Source organism: Pseudonocardia ammonioxydans (assembly GCF_900115005.1).
In the GTDB taxonomy this organism is placed as follows: Bacteria; Actinomycetota; Actinomycetes; order Mycobacteriales; family Pseudonocardiaceae; genus Pseudonocardia; species Pseudonocardia ammonioxydans.
This window is the reverse complement of sequence record NZ_FOUY01000061.1, coordinates 1-20,389: the sequence shown is the minus strand read 5'-3', so window position 1 is coordinate 20,389 and position 20,389 is coordinate 1. Positions and strand designations below refer to the sequence as shown.

Below are 20,389 nucleotides of genomic sequence, written 5' to 3'. Positions count from 1 at the left end.
GCTGTGGTCGCGCGCCCAGGACGCCATCTCCACCGCCTGGCGGTGATGCACGCTCATGTCCTGGGCGAACCCGACATCCACCGAGCCGGGCTGCGGGCCGTCGGGGCCGAAGACACCGCGGACCGCCAGCCCGGCGACGATGACGGCCCCCAGCGCCAGGATCGCCAGTGCCACCACCAGCGGATCCCGCCACAGCAGCCGCCCGGCCGCGGGGGCGGGGATCGAGGAGCCGGCGACGTCGCTGGTCATGCGCTCACTGCCCCGGCAGGCCCTGGTCGGGCTGCGAACCCAGGTTCCCGCCCTCGTTCTCCGGGAACACCGTCTGCCGGTCGACCGCCGGCTGCGGTGGCGCCGGCCGGAACGGTGGCGGGTTGTCCTGCTCGAAGCCCTGCGGGCCGGTGGCATCGCAGGACGCGCCGACCTCGGGGTGGGTGAACCGGTTGACCCTCAGTGAGCGGAGGAACTGCTCGATGCGCTCGTCGTCGGCGGACCCGACCTTGAGCTGGTGGCCCCAGGACTGCAGCGAGACCGGAGAGTCGAGTCCCGGGTAGGGCGACATCACGGTGTAGGGCTGGCCCTCGACCCGATCGCGCAGCGACGACACCGCCTCGCTCGAGACCTGGTCGGGGTTGTAGGCGATCCACACGGCGCCGTGCTCCAACGAGTGCACGAGGTTCTCGCTGCGCACCGGGTCCGGGTAGACGACACCGTTGCAGGCGGCCCAGACTCCGTCGTGCGCGCCGCCGAAGGGCGGGCTGTGGGTGTAGGCGACCTGCTGGTCGTCCAGCACGTGCTGGCCGCCCGGGTACTCCTGCGTGACGATGCCTGGGATGGCCAGGGACGGGTCGCGGTTGTCCTCGCTCGGTGTCCACTGCGCGTTCTGGCCGCGTTGGATCAGCGGGTAGCCGATGAACACCGCGGCCAGCCCCACGATCACCACGATCGCGGCGATCGTCCCCCAGGGGAGCTGGCGCTGGTTGACCGCTGCCACCGACGGCGGTCGCTTCTTCGAAGGCCTGTTGCCGCGAGCCATCCGCGTATCCTGTTCGTGGGTGTGGTCCGACGCCACGCAAGTCTAGAGACGCCGCCCGGCGGATACTGGCTGGCACCAGTCGAACGCAGGGCTGTCTGACCCGGGTGTGTGTGGTTCGACACGTCGACTTCGACTCAGATGCGGTGCCAGCCCACCCGTAGTCAGCGCCCGGCGAGGGCGTCGTCGAGAGCGCGGCGAAGGTCCTCGAAGGACTGGGGCTTCAGCTGCTCGCCGTTCACGAAGAATGTGGGGGTCCCCTGCACGCCGAGGCTGAGTCCGTCCTGCCGGTCGGCCTCGATCCGATCCATGGTCGCCGGGTCGTTGTAGATCGCGTCGTAGCGCGCCATGTCCAGACCGAGGTCCTGTGCGTAACCGCGGAAGCGGTCATCCATCGGGACCTGCTGCTCGCCCCATTCCCTCTGCGTCTCGTACATCCGCTTGTACATCGGCTCCAGCGCCCCCTGCTGAGCGGCGGCCTCCACCGCCCGCGCGGCGCGCTCGGCGTTGAAGTGGCTCTTCACCGGGAAGTAGCGGATGACGAAGTTGACCCGGTCGCCGTACTCCTGACGGAGCTGCTCGATCACCGGGTAGGCGGCGCCGCAGGCCTCGCACTCGAAGTCCAGGAACTCGACGAAATCCACGGTCGCGCCGGGCGCACTCGACAGGCGCAGACTGTTGTCGCGGACCGCGATCGACGCCGCCGCCTCTGAGTTCTCGGACGGATTGTTCCAGCGGCTGATGCCGAACAACACAGCGACACCGACGACGAACACGACAATGATGATCAGGGAAAATTTCAGGTTGGACATCCTGTTCCGTCCGGGAACAGACGGGACAGAGCGCTTGCGGCTCGCAGGGGGCATGGCTGTCCTTCAGGCTCGGCGGCCTGCGGGGCCGCGGGTGGATCGGAGCGGGACACGTTGAAGCGAGACATCACGGCGACGAGCCGGTGCACGTGTGTCCGCGAGCATGGACGCGAGTGGAATCGGTCCGCCCGACGGAATCAGTTCCGGTCGACGCAGAGCACCGCGACCGGCGCACGCACCGCCGGCGGAGGAACGGGGCGCACAGCCGGCGTCGGTACGGCCGTGGGCGAGCGGGCCATCAGGACGTTCCCGGGCCGCCTCATCCGGGTGACCGATAGGGCGCGTCGGGAGCGGGCTGCACCGCGCCTGGGGCCGAGACCCCGGGCTGCGCGCCGGCCAGCACCGCCTCGATGACCCCGCCGAGCATCGGCGCGGACACCGGCCCGGCGATCTTCGCCGCGATCACCCCGGAACGGTCGAGCACGAAGGTCTCCGGGACTCCGAACAGCCCGAAATCCAGCGCGGCCCGTGACCCCGGATCGGTGACATACCGGTAGTTGTCGCCGCCGCGGCCGAGCTCGTCGAGGAACGCCGATGCCGACGCCGGCGAGTCCTGGTAGTCCACGCCGACGATCACGACACCGCGCTCTCGGTAGGTGCGGGCCGCCTCCACCAGGACCGGGTGTTCGTCCCGGCACGCCACACACCAGGACGCCCAGAAGTTGACCACGACTACGCTGCCGCGCAGGGCCGTGAGCGAGACCTCGCCGTCGCCCTCCAGCTCGGGCAGGACGACCGTCGGAGCAGGCCGCCCGATCAGGGGGCTGTCCACCACGGTGGAATCGCCGACGAGCCGCCATCCGAACACCGCGCCGACCCCGATCGTGAGCACCACGACGATCGCGGCGGCGAGCCGGACCCCGCTCCACCGGGCGGTCCGCGCGGTCACCGGGGACCTCCGGCGGCCGCGCGCGTGGCGGCGAGCAGCTCATCGACCCGGCTACGGAACTCCGGTGGGAGGTCCGAGCGGGTCGCGAGGTCCTCCAGGACGGCGATGCCGCCGCGTAGGTCGTCCGTGCCGTCGATCAGGACGTTCGCCCGCACCCAGGCCGCGTCGGCGGAGTCTGGCTGCAGGGCCAGCGCGCGGTCGGCGTTTTCCAGCGCGGGGCCGGTCTGGCCGATCTGTAGCAGCAGCCAGGCCAGCCGAGTACGGACGTCCGGGTCGTCGGGGCGTCGGTTGAGGGCCTCGACGTAGTGGCGCATCGCGGCGCCGTAGTCACCCGCGGCGACGTAGCGGTCGGCCAGGGCCAGACGCATCCCGATCACCTCCGGGTTGTCCGCGACGACCTGCTCGAGCTGCTCGTCGTCGACAGCGCCCGGATCGATCGGCGGCGGAGCGTCGGGGCCTGCGCCCATCGGCTCGATCCCGGTGGCGGCGCCACCGACCGGCCGGTCGACCACGGCCGCCGGCAACAGCACCACGGCTGCGACCAGGCCGATGGTGGCGGCGAGGACGTAGGCGAGAGTCCAGGCCCGGGGGCTGCGGTCCGTCGGGGACCGGGCCGTCGGTGGGGCTGGTGACTCGGCCGCGGCAAGGGCCTGGGCTGCGAGCGTCTCGTAGCGGCGGCGCAGCTCGCGCGCCCGGTCGGCACCGATCTCGCCGCCGGCCACCTGGGTTTCCAGCTCGACGATGTCGCTGAGCGCCTGGTCGGCGACCTCTTGGTTGCGGCTCGAGCTCATGGGTCGACCTCCCGGCGGCCCGGCATGGCCCGGTGCCGCTCGACTGCGGCCTCCACCCTGTCCCGCTCCTCATCCGACAGCTCTGCGGATGGGCTGACCGCTCGCGGGAGCGACCGCGCCAGCAGGGCGACGCTGCCGGCCACGGCCGCCGCGATCGGGAGCGCCCACAACAGCAGGGTGCTGCCCGAGGCCGGCGGATCGATCACCGTCCAGTCGCCGTAGCGGGCCCGGAAGTAGTTGACGACCTCCTCGTCGCTGCGCCCGGCCGCCACCTGGTCGCTGATCACCTGCCGCATGGCGACGGCGGTGTCCGACGGTGACTCGGCGACCGACACGCTGGTGCAGACCGGGCAGCGCAGCCCCTCGGCGAGATCCTGGACCCGGTCCCGCTCCGGTGCCGGGGCCAGGACCAGCACCACCGCAACGACACCGGATAGAAGCAGGACGGCCACGCCGATCAGCACCGACCCACGGCGGAGGCTGTGCTCACGCATCGCCGCTCACCTGTTCCGCGGTCCGTGCCGTGCCGGGCTGAGGGTTCCGGGCCCCGCGGCGCGGACCACTGAGCGCCCAGAACCCGCCGGCCGCGACCATCCCACCGGCCACCCACATCCACACCATCAGCGGGTAGCGGAACAGGTTCAACGTGATCTGCTCGGGCTCGAGGTTGCCGAGCGCGACGTACACGTCCTGAGCCGGGGTGCTCCACACGTCCGGATTGCCGACGGCCTGCGGCCGGCCCGGGAAGGAATTCAATCGGGGCGCCATCGTGCGCACCACCTCGTCCCCGGCCCGGACGGTGATGTGCGCGTCGGTGACCAGCCGGTCCGGCAGCTCGTGCTCATCGACGTAGTCGAAGGTGAGTGTGTAGCCGGCGAACGCCACCGACTCGCCCCGGTCCAGCCTCACCGTGCTGCGGTCGGCCAGCCCGGAGGAGACAGCGACCACGACCGCGAACAGCGCGACGCCGAGGTGCGCGAGCTGCCCGCCCCAGTAGCCACGACGCCCCCGGACCAGCCGCCAGACACCGGCCGGCGTCCGCGCAGGCGCGGTCACCAGCACCTGGCGCACCGTGGTCGCAGCGATCCCGGTGGCCAGCGCGACGACGGCGACGATCCCGACCGAACGCACCCCGGCGAGCAGCACCGCCACCGCAGCCAGGGCGGCGAGCAACAGCGGCACGCGGGTCCGGCCCCACACGACCGCGACCGACGCGTGCCGGTACGGCGTGACCGGGCCGGCCCACATGGCCAGCAGCAGCCCGAAGCCGATCGGAACCGCCATCCGGTCGAAGAACGGCCGGCCCACCGAGACCTGCTCATCGGTGATCGCTTCGAGCACGACCGGATAGAGGGTCCCGAGCAGGACGATGAACGCGAACAGGCTCAGCAGCAGGTTGTTGAGCAGGAACATGCCTTCGCGGCTGGCCGGTGACTCCGGCCTGCCGTGCGAGGCGATGTGGTCGGCACGCAGAGCGATCAGGACGAATCCGGCGACGACCACGACGACGAAGAACGCCAGCAGCGGCGGCCCGACGTCGGACTGGCTGAAGCTGTGCACCGACTGCACGACCGCGCTGCGGGTCAGAAACGTCCCCAGGATCGTGAGCGCGAAGGCCGCCAGGACCAGAACGAAGTTCCAGGACTGCAGCATTCCGCGCCGGACCTGCACCACGGCCGAGTGCAGGAACGCGGTCGCGACCAGCCACGGGACGAGCGCGGCGTTCTCCACCGGGTCCCAGGCCCAGTAGCCGCCCCAACCCAGGACCTCGTAGGACCACCAGGCTCCCACGACCAGGCCGGCAGTGAGGAAACTCCAGGCCACGAGGTTCGACCGGCGGGTCCGGTGCAGCCACTCGACCCCTGGAACGCGGCCGAGCAGCGCCGACATCGCGAACGCGAACGGCACGGTGAGGCCCACGTAGCCGAGGTAGAGCAGCGGCGGATGTACCGCCATCAGCACGTGGTCGGCCAAAATCGGATTGGGCCCAGGCCCGTCGGCGGGCGCCTCGGCGAGGATCTCGAACGGATTGCCCGCCAGCACGACCAGACCGAAGAAGAACGCGCCCACCGCTCCCAACACGCCGAGCGCACCGGCGCCGAGCCGGTCGCCGGTGTCTCGGACCCCACGCATCACCACGGCGGTGAACCCGGACAGCACCAGCACCCAGAGCACCAGGCTGCCCTCGAGCGCGGCCCACGCGGTGGTGATGCTGAACAACGTCGAGGTGGCGCGGGCATGGTTCTCGGCGACGTAGGCGACGGCGAAGTTGTCGGTCAGCAGCGCCACCTGCAGCGCACCCATCGCCAGCGCGGAGCCGCCGAGCATGAACCCGGCCCCGACCACCAGCTGTTGGCGCCGCACGGCTGCCGGTCGGAATTGCGCCAGGAAGCCGAAGACCGCCAGCACTACCGATCCCGCCAGCCCGAGCATCAGGCCGGTCCATCCGGCCGCGGGGGCCGCGGTCATCATGCCGGACCCCCGTCACCGGGTGGCTGGTAGTTCTCGTCGTGCTTGACCTTCATCGAGTCCGAGGCGAAAGTCGGGCCCTGCCAGGAGCCCTCCAGCACCACCCCGACGCCCGCACCGAAGAGCTGGGCCGGTGCTCCGCGGAACTCCACGGGCACCCGGACACCGTCCGGGCCGGGCGAAGAGGTGACCTCGAAGCGGACCAACCCCGGCTCGGCGACGACGCTATCGGCCGCGACCAGACCGCCGAGCTGGAAACGGGTGCCCTCGGACTGCGCAGCCCGCTGGGCGAGTGCCTCCTCCGGCTCGAGGTAGTAGACGAGGTTGCCGTTGAGGTTGCCGAACAGCAACAGGCCGACCAGGACGGCCAGCACGCCGGTCGTGGCCATCGCCAGCAGCCGGTAGCGACGCACGATCCCGGGCGGTCGCGGGTCGAGGGCGGTCATCGGCGACCCCGTTCCCGGTTGCGCAGCCGCGCGGCTGCCTGCACGAGCACGCCCAGGTAGACAGTGATTGCGGTCGCGGTGACGCCATAGCCCAGCGCCACCCAGACCCAGGCGGTCATCGGGTCGCCTCCCGCCGGGGCGCGGTCACCGCGTCCCCGGCGACGGGCTCGGCTCCGGTCAGCTCCGCGACGTCCAACGCCGCGTTGGCGGCGGTGAGCCGCATCCGAGTGCGCACGATCAGCACGAACAGCGCGGTGAAGGCCAGCACGGACAACAGCAGTGCGGTCAGCATCCCGCCGCCGATCGCGGGCGCGGCGGGGCGCAACAGCGACGGCGGCTGGTGCAGGGTCCGCCACCACAGCACCGAGAAGTGCACGAGCGGAACCATCGCGAAGGCGACCACACCGAAGACAGCCGAGCGGCGAGCCCGCGTGACGGGGTCATCCACCGCCCGACGCAGCGCAAGGTAGCCCAGGTACACGAAGAACAGCAGTGCGGTCGTGACCAGGCGGGCGTCCCAGGTCCACCAGACGCCCCAGGTCGGGCGACCCCACACCGCACCCATCGCGATCGCAAGACCGGTGAAGAACACTCCAGCCTCCGCACTGGCCGCAGCCAGCCGATCCCACACCGCGGCGCGGCGCCACAACCAGACCAGCCCCGCCACGAGGGTCACCCCGTAGGCGAGAAACGCCGTCCACGCCGCGGGCACGTGCACGTACATCAATCGGACCAGCTCGCCCTGCAATCGGTCCGGGGGCGAGGCCAGCGCGGCGGTCAGCGCGACGGCGACCGCGAGCGCGGCGAAGGCCGGGAGCCCGCGGCCGAACACCGCCCGCAGGGTCGCCCGCACCGGCGCAGCCGGGTCGGTGGTGCTCATGACTGATCCTCCAGATGACGGGCACACCACGCGGCCAGCAGCGCGGCGGCGAGATCGACGGTCACGACCAGGACGAGCCACGGCCACGCGGGGCGGCCGTAACGGGCGGCATCGAGCACTCCGGTGGCCCCGAGCAGCAGCGGCACCGTGATCGGGGCGACGAGCAGCGGCCCCAACACGGCGCGCCCCGCGAGACCCTCCGACACCAGGTCGGCGAGCGCGCCGAGCGTCCCGAGCCCGACGGCGACCAGCGGCACCATCGGCAACAGCCACACCCAGCCGGCGGGTTCGGGCGCATAGAGCACCAGCGCGACCGGCGCGATGACGGCCTGGAACCCGAGCAGCAGGACCGTGTTGCCGAACGCGCGGCCGGCGAGCCGGACCCGCGGGGTCACCCCGACGAGACTCAGCACCGCGCGTTGCGCAGGGCCGTCGGTGGCGCTCCCGCGCACGGTGACGAGCACCCCGAACAGCAACACCACTACCCAGAACAGAGCGGGCCCGAGCGTGGCCAGCAGCGGGGTGTCTGCACCGACGGCCAGGGGCACCATGAATAGCGCGACGGCACCGAACGGAGCCACGACCAGGAACGCCTCGCCAGTGCGGCGCTCGAGCCGCAGGTCCTTACCTGCCAGAACGAGTGCCTGAGTCAGCGGCGGCACGACGCTCATGTGGGTTCCTCCACCTCTACCCGGCCCGACCGGACCCGGACCAGCCGGTCGCAGAGGCCGGCGAGCCGGTCGGGCTCGTGCGAGACGAGGACACACGCTGCTCCGTCCCGGCCGGCGACGGTGCGCACGACATCGTCGACCAGGGGGACGGCATCAGGGTCGAGTCCGGCGTGCACCTCGTCGAGGAGCACCAGGCCGGGCCGGGTGAGCAGCACGCGCGCCAGATCGGCGCGCCGTCGCATGCCCTGCGAGCACGCGACCGCGAGGCGGTCGGCTGCCCGTTCCAGGCCGACCTCGGCCAGGACCGCGTCCGCCCGTTCGGCGGGTTGTCCGATCAGACGGGCGACCAGCCGCAGGTTCTCGGCGAGGGTGAGTCGGTCGTAGAGCGCCGCGGTGTGCCCGAGCAGCCCGATCCGCGGCCGGACCGCGCGGCGGCCGGCCGCGTCGAGGCGGCGCCCGAACAGCTCGACCGTGCCGGACGTTGGCCGGATGAGTGTGGCCAGCACCTCGAGCAGGGTCGACTTTCCCGAACCGTTGGCTCCGAGCACGCCGACGACCTCTCCCACGGCGATCGCCAGGCTCAGGTCGCGCAGGATCGTGATCCGGTGCCGGTCGACGCGGACGGCGTCGAGCCGGGCCACCATCGAGGGGTTCACCGCATCCGCCCCAATCCGCGACGACACCAGGCTTCTACGTATCGTAAAAGATGGCATACCGCCCGTTTCGGTCCCGTGTGGCCCCCAGCCGTCTTCGGAGGCGTCGTGGAAGTCCTGGGCCTCGTCGCTCTCGCGCTCGTGGCCGGCGTGGTGTCGTTCAGCTCGCCGTGCGTGCTGCCGCTGCTTCCGGGTTTCGTGTCGTACGCGAGCCGCGCCGCCGGACGCACCGGCGACGGCCGTCGGACGGGGCACGGCCCGGCACTGTTCGTCATCGGATTCAGCACAGTCTTCGTCGCCATGGGGCTCACCGCGTCGGCGGTAGGGCTGCTGCTCCGGCAGAACCTGGACGTTCTCACCCGGGCCGCCGGCGGGGTCGTCGTCGTGCTCGGGCTGGCGATGACCGGGCTCGTGCACATCCCCCTGCTCGGCCGGGAGTTTCGTCCGGGACTGCGACGAGCCGGACCGAGCGGGATCGGGGGGTTCGGGCTGGGTGCGGCATTCGCCCTCGGCTGGACGCCCTGTGTCGGACCGGTGCTGGCCACGATCCTGACGATCGCGGCGTCGACGGGTGAACTCGCGACCGGAGTGCTGCTCCTCGTCGCGTACGCGCTCGGTCTCGGTGTGCCGTTCCTGTTGCTGGCCCGCGCCCTCGCCCGCGGCCGCGACCGCGTCGCCTGGCTGCGACGCAACGCCCGCAGGATCGAGGTCGGTGGTGGACTCGTGCTGGTGCTGACCGGGATCCTGATGATCAGCGGGGTCTGGTCCACCCTGATGGCGGGGGCGCTGGCCGGTTATGCGCGGCTCGGCTGGCCCCCGATCTGAGGATCGCTGCCGTGGTGGCGGGGTCCTCATCCGCTCAGCTCCAGTCCACGCTCGCGCAGCCAGCCGACCGGATCGACCTTGTCCCCGGAGGTCGAGCCCTGCCGGATCTCCAGGTGCAGATGTGGGCCGGTGGACTGCCCGCGGTTGCCGACCTCGGCGATCTGGTCCCCGGCCGAGACCCGGTCGTCGGCGGCGACGAATGCCTGGTTGATGTGGCCGTAGACCGACCGGGACCCGTCGTCATGCCGGATCACCACCCACAACCCGAACCCCGAGGCCGGGCCGGACTTCTCCACGACCCCGTCGGCCACGGCGAAGATCGGCGTCCCGATCTTGTTGGCGATGTCGAGGCCGTAGTGCGTGGCACCCCAGCGTGGTCCCGCCGTGGAGGTGATCCGACCCTGAACCGGCTGCGCTGTGGCCTCGTCGCCGGACACCGCGGCGGCCGGAGCGCCATCGGCGCGCGCGTCGGACAGCAGTGTGGAACGGCGTTGCATCTCCAGCCCGATGCGGGCCCCTTTGGCGAGGGCAGCGAGGTCCTCGGGCCGGGCGGTGTCCGGTAGGTCGGCTTCGCTCACCGACCCGGCTGCCGGAGCGGGTGCCGCGGCGGCCGCAACCGGTTGGAGCGACATCACCGCGACCGGGCGGACCTTCGCATCGATCGGCGGGGGGTCGAGCTGATCGTAAGCGGTCTGGGCACCGGCCACCACAGCTCCGGCGGCGAGGGCGAACAGGGCTCCACCGGCCGCCGCGGGCGGAGCAGGTAGGTTACGGGGTACGGACGGACAGGACGACGGCATGCGGGGATCCCGGATCTGTCGGAGGCTGCGGGCATGCTGGCGCGCAGCAGCGTCTAGATCCGGAAGACCTGCAGCTCAGCAGTGGAGACGCGGGAGTCTGCGGGGGGTACGCGGGCGGGCGCGACGGGGGTCGGCGGGCCCGACACGGCGGGAAGGACGCAGACCGGAAGAGCGGTCGACACGACGTCCTGCGCTCCCGATACCGCGGACCGGCCCGGGGACGCGGCGGAATGCTCGACATCCTGCAAGGGAGCGCCGTGGCACTCGTGGTGGCTCTCGCCCGCGGCGACCGCGACCGCGGTGCCGGCGGCGATGCCCGAGCCGGTGGTGAGCACGCCGGCAGCGAGTACGGAGAGCACGACGACCGCGATCGCGGCCGACCACCGGGCGACTCGCCGCACGTGCACTCCCTCCGACCGCTCAAGGTTAGCCGCCGTCCCAGAGCCGGCGGCCACCGGCCGACCGTCGTCTCAAGAGCGGGCGAATTTCATCGTCGCTCTCACGCGTAGCCACATTCAGTCCCGGAGCGTGACAACCTTCGGCGAGTTCGTGCGTCATACGTTACGGATGAGCCGATCGTCGTTACCCGTGTGGCGGGTGGCGACGACGTAGGAACAGGAGCACGGATGCGGAACCGGACGGCCCGACGTACCCGCCGAGGCAGGAGCATTGTCGCCGCCTTTGTGGCGGTGACGGGTATCGGCTTCGCCGGCACCGCACTCGCCGAAGCCGAACAGAGCGATATCGCGAAGCAGGCGCACGCCGAGGCCGTCGCGCCCGGCACGCCGTGCTCAGTCTCGTCGCGGGCGTGCGTCGATCTCGAGTCGCAGCGGGCCTGGTTGATCCGCGACGGCCAAGTCACCCGCGGCCCGGTCCCGATCGCCTCCGGCGGCGCCGGCCAGGAGACCCCGCTCGGCCACTCATTCCGGGTGTATCGCAAGAACAAGGACCACGTCAGCGGCGAGTTCACCGGCCCCGACGGCAACCCTGCCCCGATGCCGTGGTCGGTGTTCTTCGCCGACGGCGGCGTCGCCTTCCACGGCGGCGACCGCGACCGCGCCTCGGCCGGGTGCGTAAAGCTGGACCTGCCCGAGGCGGAGGTCTTCTTTAACGATCTCGTCGAAGGCGACAAGGTGCAGGTCGTCAACGCCTCGGCCGAGCAGCAGGCCCGCTCGGGAGCCCCGGCCAGCAGCTGACCGACCCAACGGCCCGTTCGTCCCCAGGGGCTGGGGCACCGGGGCCGCGACCACGGTGCCCCAGCCCTTCAGCGCCTGGCCCCCGTGCTGGTGCGAATCCGCGCAGCCTCGGTGGTTCCGGCACCGACCGCGGGCAGCGGCCGGGTGGGTGCGCCGTCGTCGGCGGGGCCGTATCCGTCGATCGCCGATAGCCGCACCGTCGGCGGGTCGTCTGCGGCCGGTGCGTCGGCATCCTTGGCGACGGTCAGCAGACCTCGTCGGTACAGGCTCGCCAGCGCGGCCGCGCACAGTACGCCGAGCACGACGAGGACCGCCCACGGTATCGGGGCCAGCCCGGCCGACCGCGCGAGATCCACCGCCCACCCGGTACCTGCGTTGCCGAGCAGGATCCCGACGCCACACACCGTGTTGTAGAAGCCGTAGTGCGTGGCTACAAGGCGGTCACGAGACAACGCGACGATCGTGTCCATCTCGAACGGCAGCACCACCGCCGTCCCGACCGCCAGCAGCGCCGCCGTCAGCAGCAAGGCCACGATCCCGGCCACGGTGGCCGGGCCGGGCCCGATGTCCGGCCACACCAGTAGTAGGGAATCGGCTGCGAGCATCGGCACGAATGCCGCACCCAGCACGAGCAGGCCGCGGCTGAGCGACCGGGCCGGCCCCCACCGCATGCGGCACCAGGCCGTCACCTTCATCTGGGACGCGATGGTCACCGCACCGGACACGACATAGATGCCGGTCACCAGTGCGGTCGCGGAGTCCCCGCTTCCGAGCAGCGTGCGCGCGTGCAGCGGCAGGGCCAGATAGATCTGATACGACAGGACGTAGGTGCCGATCATCGCGACGGCGAACGGCAGGAACCCACGGGTTGCGGCGACGTCGCGCCACTGACGCAGCAGGGGGCGTCGCTCCTCGCCGGCGTCGCTGTCCCCGCGGCGGGCCGGTAGCGCCCGCACCTGCAGCACCGTCAGCACCGCGAACACGGCTGCGGCGACCAGGCAGGTCAGCGTGAAGTCGATCCCGGTCAGCAGCAGACCCGCAACCGGGCCGATCAGGATCCCGGCCTGGTAGAAGATACTGAAGAGAGCGAACGCCTCGACCCGGCGCTCGCCGGCGTCGCGGGCGATGTAGGCACGCACCGCGGGGTTGAACAGCGCGCCCGCGAACCCGGTCATCGCCGAGGCGATCACTAGCGCCGAGACCGCGTCGACCAGGCCGATCAGGGCGAAGCCGATGGTTCGCAGCGCGCACCCGGCGACGATCATCGGCTTGTAGCCGAATCGGTCGGCCAGGCTCCCCCCGACGAGGAACATGCCCTGCTGGGAGAAGTTCCGCACGCCCAGGATCAGTCCGACCATCAGCACCGACAACCCGAGCCCGGCCGAGAGGTGATCGGCTAGGTAGGGGATGAGCATGTAGAAGCCCAGGTTGATGGTGAGCTGGTTGAGCAACAGAAGTCGAACCGGCCGGTCGAAGGACCGGTAGCGCTCCAGCACCCGCATCAGCGCTCCTCGGAGGCGACGACGGCGGCACAGCGGGTCCAGCGACGCACCTCGGCGGCGTCCGGGTGAATGATCTCGTCCGGGTCGTGCAGCGGCGGTGGGCTCACCTCGATGCCACGGTCGCGGCAGAACTCGTCATTGTAGACGGTGTCGAAGTAGCGCTGCGGACCATCGGGGAAGATCGCGGTGATCCGGGTCCCGCGCGGTCGGGTGCGGGCGATCCAGCCGGCCACGACCCCGACCGCACCCACGCTCCAGCCCCCGCTGGCGTAGCTGGAACTGGCCATCGCCCGACAGGCCGACACCGCCTCGCCCGGGGCCACCCAGTGCACCTCGGAGAAGATGGCATGGTCGACGTTGCGCGGGTGGATGCTCGAGCCGAGACCGCGCATGAGCCGCGGCCGGGCCGGTTGCCCGAAGATCGTCGACCCGACGGTGTCGACGCCAACGACCTCCAGGTCTGGCTGGTGACGGCGCAGCGCGCGCGAGATCCCGGCCGAGTGCCCCCCGGTGCCGACCGAACAGACGAGGACATCGGTGCGGCCAAGCTGATGCCACAGCTCCGCGGCGAGCGGTGCGTAGGCCGCGACATTGTCCGGGTTGTTGTACTGGTCCGGGCACCACGAACCGGGATGTTCGGACAGCAGTTGCATGACGCGGTCGCGGCGGGCCTGCTGCCAGCCACCTTCGGCCGCCGGAGCCTCGACGGTCTCGATCTCCGCGCCGTAGGCGCGCAGCAGGCGATACATCAGCGGTTCCATCCCCGGATCCGAGACCAGGGTGACCGGATGACCGAAGGCGATACCGGCCAGGGCGAGACCGAGGCCGAGGGTGCCGCTGGTGGACTCGATGATCCGACCACCGGGGCGCAGGTCACCGCGTTCACGGGCGCGGCGGACCATGTGCAGAGCTGGCCGGTCCTTGATCCCGCCGGGGTTGGCGCCCTCGAGCTTGGCCCAGAAGCCACGGCCATCGGGGGTGAAAGGAGCGTCGATCCAGACGACAGGGGTGTTGCCGACGACGTGGGTCAGCCGCGCCTCCTCGGAGGTGGGCAGACCGGAATCGAGCAATGCAGGCATAGGAAGACCTCGTTTGGACGCGCGGCGTCGCCGCGCAGGGAGCGATCACGGACCTACGACACCGGAGACGGAACGCACCGCCTCCGGCAAGCCATCTAGGTCCGTGCGATTTGCGCGAGAACGAGGTGGGAACGCCCACCTGTCGGGACCAGCCGGCCATGCATTGAGGTGGGGCCGACAGACTGATGTGCTGCCGCTGATGCGACGGCGGGCAGGACCACCGGCGGCCCGTCGACGTCCGGGACGGCCCGGTCCGTCCTCGACGACACGCTCGCGACGTCGTGCGGCCCGGCCTCGTGACAGGACGGGCCGTGATCGTGCGACGTCGAGACCGACTTGGCGGAGTCAGTGATGTGCAGATCGGGGGCGTGCGAGGCGCAGGCCACGGCCAGGAGCACGGCGACCAGCCCGGTCAGCAACAGCCCACAACGCACGGCGCGCCCCCGCCACACGTTCCCGAACACCCGGCTCCTGTCGCTCACAGCGACCGCACCGTATCAACGAGTAACGATCCATCGGATCTTGGGCTCCGAGCCAACCACGCGAGACGAACGCCTCGCGCTCCCGGGTCGTGGGTGACTTGTCACCGTGGCAGTAACGCATTTCCCAGTCGACGATCAGACGCGTCGGACGCCCGACATTGCCGTCTCAGATCCGTCCAGGGTGCGCGCACGTCAACGGGCTTCGACCAACGTCTCCCGCTCGATACAGTGCGCGCCGTCGTCCCCCGCTATCTTGATCAAGCCCGGTTAGGGCTTGATCAAGAAGATAACGGGGCGGGGCGCGCCGCGGCCGAAGCTTCTTGCTGGGCCGCGCTGCTGGCCCGGTCGTGCACCATCCAGGATCGGGCCACGCTCAGCGCTGCAGCCACCATCGCGAGATCCGACACGACCCAGGCGACGACCGCGCCTTGACGCTGGTCGGCGAGCAGGTCGGGAACGAACGGCATCGCGACCGCCGCGTAGAACCACCCGGCCAGCGGCTCGGCCTGCACAAGCAGCCAGATCCCGAACGCGGCGTGCAGCATCATCACCGCGAACAGCAACCCGAGCCGGACGAACGGGGGCGGCTGCGGCTCACGGGAGCCCAGCACCGCGCGGAACAGCACCACACCGCTGCCGAGCGCCAGTGCGTCCATAGCCGGGTGCGACCAGTGCTCGAGGACAACAGCATCGAACAGGCCGGTGGCGTAGACACCGAACACCGCCACGGTGGCTACACACCACGCGACGGCGGGCCGGTGCAGCGCTCGCATCGGTGCCGCATCGAGCAGCGCGGCGACGCGCTCCACTGTCCTGGTCGATCCAACGCACCGAACCAGAGTCAGGGGATGGCCCAGGATCAGCAGCAGCGGGGCGACGGTCGCCAGCAAGGCGTGCCCGAGCAGGTGGACCCCGAACACCGCGGTGGCGTAGGCGCCGATCCCGGACGAGGTCGCCACCAGCACGGTCAGACACCCCGCGGTCCAGGTCGCCGTACGTGATACCGGCCATGTGCCACCGCGCCGCCGAAGTTTCCGGACCGCGTGCAGATAGGCCGCGGCGGCGACCAGCGCCGCGGGAGCGAACAGCAGGTCGATGCGCCACCACCCGGCGAGCTCGACCAGCCCCATCCGAGCGGGCAGGTCGTAGCCGAGCAAATACACTAACCGCTCGGACTCGCGGTACGGGGTCGTCTCCGCGGCGCCAGGAGGGACGAGCCGAGACATCGCTGTCCCGGCCGCGGCGGCCGCCATGAGGATGGTGAGCTCGGCGGCCCACAGCCGCGGTGCCCGACGCGGACGCCACAGTCGGCGGACCGCGACCAGGCCGGCGACCAGCAACGCGGCGCTGGCGACGACCAGCAGCCCGTAGCCGCTCGCGAGGCCGTCCACCCCGACGTCCAGGGCGGTGGGCACCAGCCCGGACAGCAGCAGTACGACCGAGCAGCCGAGCGCGATCCGGGAGTGACGGCCAAGCACGGCTCGGTCGACCAAACTGCGTCGCCACAGCGTCGTCACCGCGATCGTGCTGGCCAGCCACAGCACGCCGGCGACGGTGTGCAAGACGAGGGCGTCGCCGTACCAGTCGTGCGCGCGCTCGGAGTTCGCGACCGATGTGGCCGGCGGCACCGCGAATCCGGCCACGAGCAACATCAGCAGGCCGCTCGCTCCCCGCCAGGTCAGTACCATACTCGCCAGGCCCCCGACGAGTAGCGCGATCACAGCGGTGATCACCCACCCGGCGGCCGGCTCGACAGTGGCCATCGCGACCAGCAGGGTGGGCGGGTCGACGACCAGGGCAGCCGGCCGGATGCCGATCGTCTCCGACACCGTCAACAGCGCGACGACCAGCGCGGCCGCGCACAACACCGGGCACGCCCGGCGCACCACGGCCAGGGCCCCGTACCCGACGGGCGACAGTGCGCCGCGTGGCGCCCCCGGGACGTACACGACGGCCACCAGCAGCCCGGCGACCGCGACCGTCCCGGCACCGATCGCCAGCGTGCGGGCGAAAGGATGCGCGACCGCCGCCACAGGCCCGAGAGAGCGGTACCCGAACAGCACCGCCAGGTCGGGGCCGGCCACCCCGACAGCCAGCCCGGTCACCGCCGCCACCGGCAACCACCAGCCCAGCCACGACCAGCCCGACCGGCGAGGTGTCGGCGCGGCCTCGCATGCGGTCGTCATCCTCGCTGCTGCCCAGCTCGCGGCGGGCCGGAGGCGGGGGTGAATCCGCGCAGCCGCAGGCTCTGCGATACGACGAACACCGACGACAGCACCATCGCCAGACCGGCGACCAGCGGGCTGAGCAGCCCCGCGACCGCCAGTGGCAGCGCCGCGGTGTTGTAGCCGAACGCCCAGCGCAGGTTGCTGACAATCGTCCGGTGGGTTCGCCGAGCCAGCTCGATCGCGTCGGCCACGGCCAGCAGGTCGTCTCGCCCCAGGACGACGTCGGCGGCCTCGATCGCGACGTCGGTGCCGCTGCCGACCGCGATCCCCAGGTCCGCGGCCGCCAGCGCGGCGGCATCGTTGATCCCATCTCCGACCACGGCGACCGAGCGCCCCTGGGCCTGCAGCCTGCGGACATGGTCGACCTTGTCCTCGGGCATCGCGTCTGCGACGACGTGGTCCGGATCGATCCCGACCACGGTAGCCACGGCTGCTGCGGTGCGCCGGTTGTCGCCGGAGAGCATCACCGTTTCGATGCCGAGCCCGCGCAGGGCCGCGACCGCGGCCGGGGCCGTGTCCCGGATCCGGTCGGTGACCGTGCACAGCCCGCGGACCCGGCCGCCCCAGGCGACGCCGACCACCGTCGCCCCGACCTCCTCGGCACGGACCCGCTCGGCCTCCAGAGCCGCGGGCAGAGCGAGACCGCGCTCGGCGAGCATGCGCGGGCTCCCCACCAGGACCTCGTCGCCGTCGACCGTTCCTACCGCCCCGAGCCCGGCGAGCGCGGTGAACCCCGTCACCGGCAGCATCGACGCCGGATCGGCCCCGGCGACGAGAGCCGCAGCGATCGGATGCTCGGAAGCGCGCTCGACCGAGGCCGCACGGCTCAGCATGGTCGCGGCGCTCTCACTGTCGGCCGCCACGACGTCGCGCAGCTCCATCTGCCCTTCGGTCAGGGTGCCGGTCTTGTCGGCGACGACCGTGTCGATCCGCCGGGTGGACTCCAAAGCCTGGGGCCCCTTGAGGAACACACCGAGCTGCGCGCCGCGGCCGGTACCGACCAGGACGGCGGTCGGAGTCGCCAGGCCCAGCGCGCACGGGCACGCCACGACGAGCACAGCCAACGCCGCGGTCACCGCGGCCGCAGTCGAGGGACCGAGTAACAACCAGCCGATCATCGTCGCCGCGGCCAGCAGCAACACCACCGGTACGAACACCGCCGAAACCCGGTCCGCGAGCCGCTGGGCACCGGCCTTGCTCTCCTGCGCCTGCTCCACCAGCTGCGCCATCCGGGCGAGCCGGGTGTCGGCGCCCACCCGGGACGCGACCAGAACCAGATGGCCTGCAGTGTTCACCGTCCCCCCGACGACAGGGTCGCCCGGACCGACCTCACGGGGCACCGACTCGCCGGTGATCACACTGGTGTCGAGCGCGGACCCCCCCTGCTCGACGACGGCGTCGGTGGCGATCTTCTCCCCCGGGCGGGCGGTGAACCGGTCCCCCACCCGCAGCGAGTCCACCGAGAGCCGGACCGCGGTCCCGTCACGGAGCACCTCGACATCCTTGGCACCCCAGCCGAGCAACGCCCGCAGCGCCGCGCCAGCGGAGCGCTTGGCCCGCGCCTCGAAATACCGTCCGGCGAGCAGGAAGGTGATCACGACCGCCGCGACATCGAGATACAGCGCATCGTCGGTGCGGGTCAGCGCAGCCCACCCGGTGCCGAACCCCGGCGCGGCATCCCCGCCTCGCAGCATGATCCAAAGCGACCAGGCGGTCGCGGCCAGTGTCCCGACCGACACCAACGTATCCATGGTCGCCGTGCCATGCCGCAGCGCGGACCACGCTGCACGGTGAAACGGCAGACCACACCACAACACCATCGGCAACGCCAGCCCGAGGAACACCCACTCCCAGCCGGCAAACCGCAACTCCGGAAACAGCGACAACGCCAGCGACAGATCAGCCAGCGGCATGGCCAGCACCGCAGCCACAGCCAGCCGGCGCCGCAGATCGTCCTCCCGCTCCGGGCCGCCCCGGCGCTGCTGGCCGGTAGTGACCAGGCGGGCGGTATAGCCGGCCCCCTCGACGGCATCGAGCAGCGCGCGTGGGTCGGTGCCCGCCGGGGTGAGTACCCGAGCCCGTTCGGTCGCGAGGTTGACCGTCGCGGTGACGCCGTCGAGCTTGCCGAGCTTGCGCTCGACGCGCCCCACGCAGGCAGCACAGGTCATCCCACCCACGGCGAGGTCGTACACCGCCGGCTCCGCCGTCACCATACGGTCAGTCGTCGTCCTCACCTCGATACCCTTATCCAAACGTCCACACCTATATTCTCATTGCCATACAAGAGACAGCGGGCTCGGGGAGCGGGTCCGGACTCGCTTCGCGCGTCCTCCATCACTGGGAAGCCGAAGGGCTGCTCTTCCCGTCGCGGACAGGCAGTGGGCACCGGCTCTACTCGCGAACCGATCTCTTCCGGGTGACGGCGATGGTGACTGCCAAGCGGGCGGCGCCATCCTTCGACGGCAGTCGGGCCCTTCTTGACGGCGACACCGACGGTCGGCAGGCGCGCCTGCCTCATCACCGGGATGTACTCGCCCGCTGGGTCGTCGAGCAACGTTCGGCCTTGGATATGCATGATCAGGTCGTGGCCTGCCGGCATAGCGATCCGGCCGACTGCTCGCGGTTCCGTGCCCTGCTCGCCGAGCAGGTCGGTGACGGCCTCCTTGGCGGCGCCTGCTGCCCGGGAGGAGCACTGAGGCCGCTTCAGCATGGAAGTAATCACGACCAGCGTCCAGAGACCTGATCTTGCACGCGAGCGATTGCGCTGAGGTGCCCGTGCACGTCGCGTACCCAGCTGCGGCCCTGGGCATTGCTGAAGTACAGGACCGGCATCTCGTCGAATGCGGTTACGGCAATGGAGATGGACGAGCCGGGCCAGAGCGTCCTGTCGACGGTGATCGGGCGCTCGACGGTGAGCGTCGTCCGGGAGAGCCACGCGGTGCGGCGCGAGCGTTCTGTCCGGATACGGATCGGCCGGACCAGCGCCGCGTGGACTGCCTCGTCGCTGTCGTTCGTGACTTCCAGCTGGCCTCGGCCCTGGCCCGGGTCTGTCGGCGAGGCTCGGAGGTGAACCCGGGAGGCCTGCGCGTGGTGTCGCCTGATCGTCTGTCGGCGGCTGAGGTGCCAGGCGAGGAAGAACGCGAGGGCGGCGCCGGCCGAGCCCACAGTCCTGGTCACGTGATGGCGAATCGTCCTCTCACCGGTGTCGTCGGCCGCCTCGGGACTCCCACTGTGCCCCCAGGAACCGCGTGTGATGCCCAGACGGGCCCGAGGGGCCCGCGACGACCGGTGCCTGTCGCGAATGTCGATCATCGTTGATCAGCTCTCCGCCAGTGCGTCGTCGAGCGCACGGGTCAGGTCGTCGTAGGACTTCGGGTTGAGCTGCTCGCCGTTGACGAAGAACGTCGGCGTGCCCCGCACCTCGAGGGCCAGGCCGTCCTCGCGGTCGGCGAGGATGCGTTCGCGGGTGACGGGGTCGTGGTAGACCGCGTCGTAGCGGGCCATGTCGAGGCCGAGCTGCTCGGCGTATCCGCGGAAGCGATCGTCCATCGGGACCTGCTGTTCGCCCCACTCCTCCTG

General features: G+C 71.3%; 23 protein-coding genes. 3 read left to right on the top strand and 20 right to left on the bottom strand.

Translation table 11 applies throughout. From position 1 onward, the window contains the following. The 12 genes from BM093_RS35495 to BM093_RS31060 form a co-directional block, all read right to left on the bottom strand. Positions 1 to 249 (bottom strand): DUF305 domain-containing protein (locus tag BM093_RS35495; RefSeq protein WP_143105626.1); only part of this gene is annotated, 249 nt, incomplete at its 3' end. A gap of 4 nt (positions 250 to 253) precedes the next feature. After that, complete coding sequence (locus BM093_RS31105) at positions 254 to 1,033, bottom strand: thioredoxin-like domain-containing protein (protein WP_093355477.1); 780 nt, start codon at positions 1,031 to 1,033, stop codon at positions 254 to 256. A 161-nt stretch (positions 1,034 to 1,194) separates the two neighbouring features. Further along, positions 1,195 to 1,842, bottom strand: coding sequence for a DsbA family protein (locus BM093_RS31100; RefSeq protein ID WP_093355472.1), 648 nt, complete (start codon positions 1,840 to 1,842; stop codon positions 1,195 to 1,197). 316 nt (positions 1,843 to 2,158) lie between these two features. Further along, a complete protein-coding gene (locus BM093_RS31095; RefSeq protein ID WP_093355469.1) occupies positions 2,159 to 2,788 on the bottom strand; it encodes a TlpA family protein disulfide reductase in 630 nt (209 codons plus the stop codon). After that, positions 2,785 to 3,579, bottom strand: a complete 795-nt coding sequence (locus tag BM093_RS31090; protein WP_093355466.1) for a tetratricopeptide repeat protein — start codon at positions 3,577 to 3,579, stop codon at positions 2,785 to 2,787. Before BM093_RS31090 ends, BM093_RS31095 begins: the two co-directional genes overlap by 4 nt. Next, positions 3,576 to 4,073 carry a cytochrome c-type biogenesis protein gene (locus tag BM093_RS31085; protein ID WP_245773921.1) on the bottom strand — a complete coding sequence of 166 codons (498 nt, stop codon included), beginning with the start codon at positions 4,071 to 4,073 and terminating at the stop codon, positions 3,576 to 3,578. Before BM093_RS31085 ends, BM093_RS31090 begins: the two co-directional genes overlap by 4 nt. Then, positions 4,066 to 6,048, bottom strand: a complete 1,983-nt coding sequence (locus BM093_RS31080) for a heme lyase CcmF/NrfE family subunit (protein WP_245773920.1) — start codon at positions 6,046 to 6,048, stop codon at positions 4,066 to 4,068. Before BM093_RS31080 ends, BM093_RS31085 begins: the two co-directional genes overlap by 8 nt. Beyond that, positions 6,048 to 6,494 (bottom strand): cytochrome c maturation protein CcmE, encoded by a 447-nt coding sequence (locus BM093_RS31075; protein ID WP_245773919.1) that lies wholly within the window; start codon positions 6,492 to 6,494, stop codon positions 6,048 to 6,050. The genes BM093_RS31080 and BM093_RS31075 overlap by 1 nt, the downstream gene beginning before the upstream one ends. Beyond that, a complete protein-coding gene (locus tag BM093_RS38065; protein ID WP_281248748.1) occupies positions 6,491 to 6,613 on the bottom strand; it encodes a hypothetical protein in 123 nt (40 codons plus the stop codon). The genes BM093_RS31075 and BM093_RS38065 overlap by 4 nt, the downstream gene beginning before the upstream one ends. After that, complete coding sequence (gene ccsA / locus BM093_RS31070; protein ID WP_093355457.1) at positions 6,610 to 7,374, bottom strand: cytochrome c biogenesis protein CcsA; 765 nt, start codon at positions 7,372 to 7,374, stop codon at positions 6,610 to 6,612. The genes BM093_RS38065 and ccsA overlap by 4 nt, the downstream gene beginning before the upstream one ends. Next, positions 7,371 to 8,045 carry a heme exporter protein CcmB gene (locus BM093_RS31065; RefSeq protein WP_093355454.1) on the bottom strand — a complete coding sequence of 225 codons (675 nt, stop codon included), beginning with the start codon at positions 8,043 to 8,045 and terminating at the stop codon, positions 7,371 to 7,373. The genes ccsA and BM093_RS31065 overlap by 4 nt, the downstream gene beginning before the upstream one ends. Further along, a complete protein-coding gene (locus tag BM093_RS31060) occupies positions 8,042 to 8,728 on the bottom strand; it encodes an ATP-binding cassette domain-containing protein (RefSeq protein WP_245773918.1) in 687 nt (228 codons plus the stop codon). Before BM093_RS31060 ends, BM093_RS31065 begins: the two co-directional genes overlap by 4 nt. A gap of 78 nt (positions 8,729 to 8,806) precedes the next feature. Between BM093_RS31060 and BM093_RS31055 the strand changes: the two genes are divergently transcribed. Next, entirely contained in the window at positions 8,807 to 9,523 is a 717-nt protein-coding gene (locus BM093_RS31055; RefSeq protein ID WP_093355444.1) for a cytochrome c biogenesis CcdA family protein, read from the top strand. Positions 9,524 to 9,549: 26 nt separating this feature from the next. On the opposite strand, the gene BM093_RS31050 is transcribed toward BM093_RS31055, so the two are convergent. Further along, complete coding sequence (locus tag BM093_RS31050; RefSeq protein WP_245773917.1) at positions 9,550 to 10,101, bottom strand: M23 family metallopeptidase; 552 nt, start codon at positions 10,099 to 10,101, stop codon at positions 9,550 to 9,552. A 275-nt stretch (positions 10,102 to 10,376) separates the two neighbouring features. Next, a complete protein-coding gene (locus tag BM093_RS31045) occupies positions 10,377 to 10,724 on the bottom strand; it encodes a hypothetical protein (RefSeq protein WP_143105625.1) in 348 nt (115 codons plus the stop codon). 225 nt (positions 10,725 to 10,949) lie between these two features. Between BM093_RS31045 and BM093_RS31040 the strand changes: the two genes are divergently transcribed. Continuing rightward, positions 10,950 to 11,519, top strand: coding sequence for a L,D-transpeptidase (locus BM093_RS31040; RefSeq protein ID WP_093355427.1), 570 nt, complete (start codon positions 10,950 to 10,952; stop codon positions 11,517 to 11,519). A 68-nt stretch (positions 11,520 to 11,587) separates the two neighbouring features. On the opposite strand, the gene BM093_RS31035 is transcribed toward BM093_RS31040, so the two are convergent. The 4 genes from BM093_RS31035 to BM093_RS31015 form a co-directional block, all read right to left on the bottom strand. Continuing rightward, positions 11,588 to 13,021, bottom strand: a complete 1,434-nt coding sequence (locus BM093_RS31035) for an MFS transporter (RefSeq protein WP_093355422.1) — start codon at positions 13,019 to 13,021, stop codon at positions 11,588 to 11,590. Beyond that, positions 13,021 to 14,100: a PLP-dependent cysteine synthase family protein gene (locus tag BM093_RS31030; protein ID WP_093355417.1), complete on the bottom strand. Its 1,080-nt coding sequence runs from the start codon at positions 14,098 to 14,100 to the stop codon at positions 13,021 to 13,023. The genes BM093_RS31035 and BM093_RS31030 overlap by 1 nt, the downstream gene beginning before the upstream one ends. Positions 14,101 to 14,860: 760 nt before the next feature. Beyond that, entirely contained in the window at positions 14,861 to 16,768 is a 1,908-nt protein-coding gene (locus tag BM093_RS31020; RefSeq protein ID WP_093355405.1) for a cytochrome c oxidase assembly protein, read from the bottom strand. Continuing rightward, complete coding sequence (locus BM093_RS31015) at positions 16,765 to 19,002, bottom strand: heavy metal translocating P-type ATPase (RefSeq protein WP_342743057.1); 2,238 nt, start codon at positions 19,000 to 19,002, stop codon at positions 16,765 to 16,767. Before BM093_RS31015 ends, BM093_RS31020 begins: the two co-directional genes overlap by 4 nt. 74 nt (positions 19,003 to 19,076) lie before the next feature. Here BM093_RS31015 and BM093_RS31010 point away from each other — a divergent pair, with 74 nt between their 5' ends. Then, on the top strand, positions 19,077 to 19,553 hold the full coding sequence (locus BM093_RS31010) for a MerR family transcriptional regulator (protein WP_093355395.1): 477 nt from the start codon (positions 19,077 to 19,079) through the stop codon (positions 19,551 to 19,553). Here BM093_RS31010 and BM093_RS31005 read toward each other — a convergent pair. Together BM093_RS31005 and BM093_RS31000 are read right to left on the bottom strand one after the other, a co-directional pair. Continuing rightward, positions 19,529 to 19,987, bottom strand: a complete 459-nt coding sequence (locus BM093_RS31005) for a hypothetical protein (protein ID WP_143105624.1) — start codon at positions 19,985 to 19,987, stop codon at positions 19,529 to 19,531. The two genes, BM093_RS31010 and BM093_RS31005, sit on opposite strands and share 25 nt — an antisense overlap. A 141-nt stretch (positions 19,988 to 20,128) precedes the next feature. Next, positions 20,129 to 20,389: DsbA family protein (locus tag BM093_RS31000; protein WP_177238812.1), on the bottom strand; the 261-nt coding region annotated here is incomplete at its 5' end.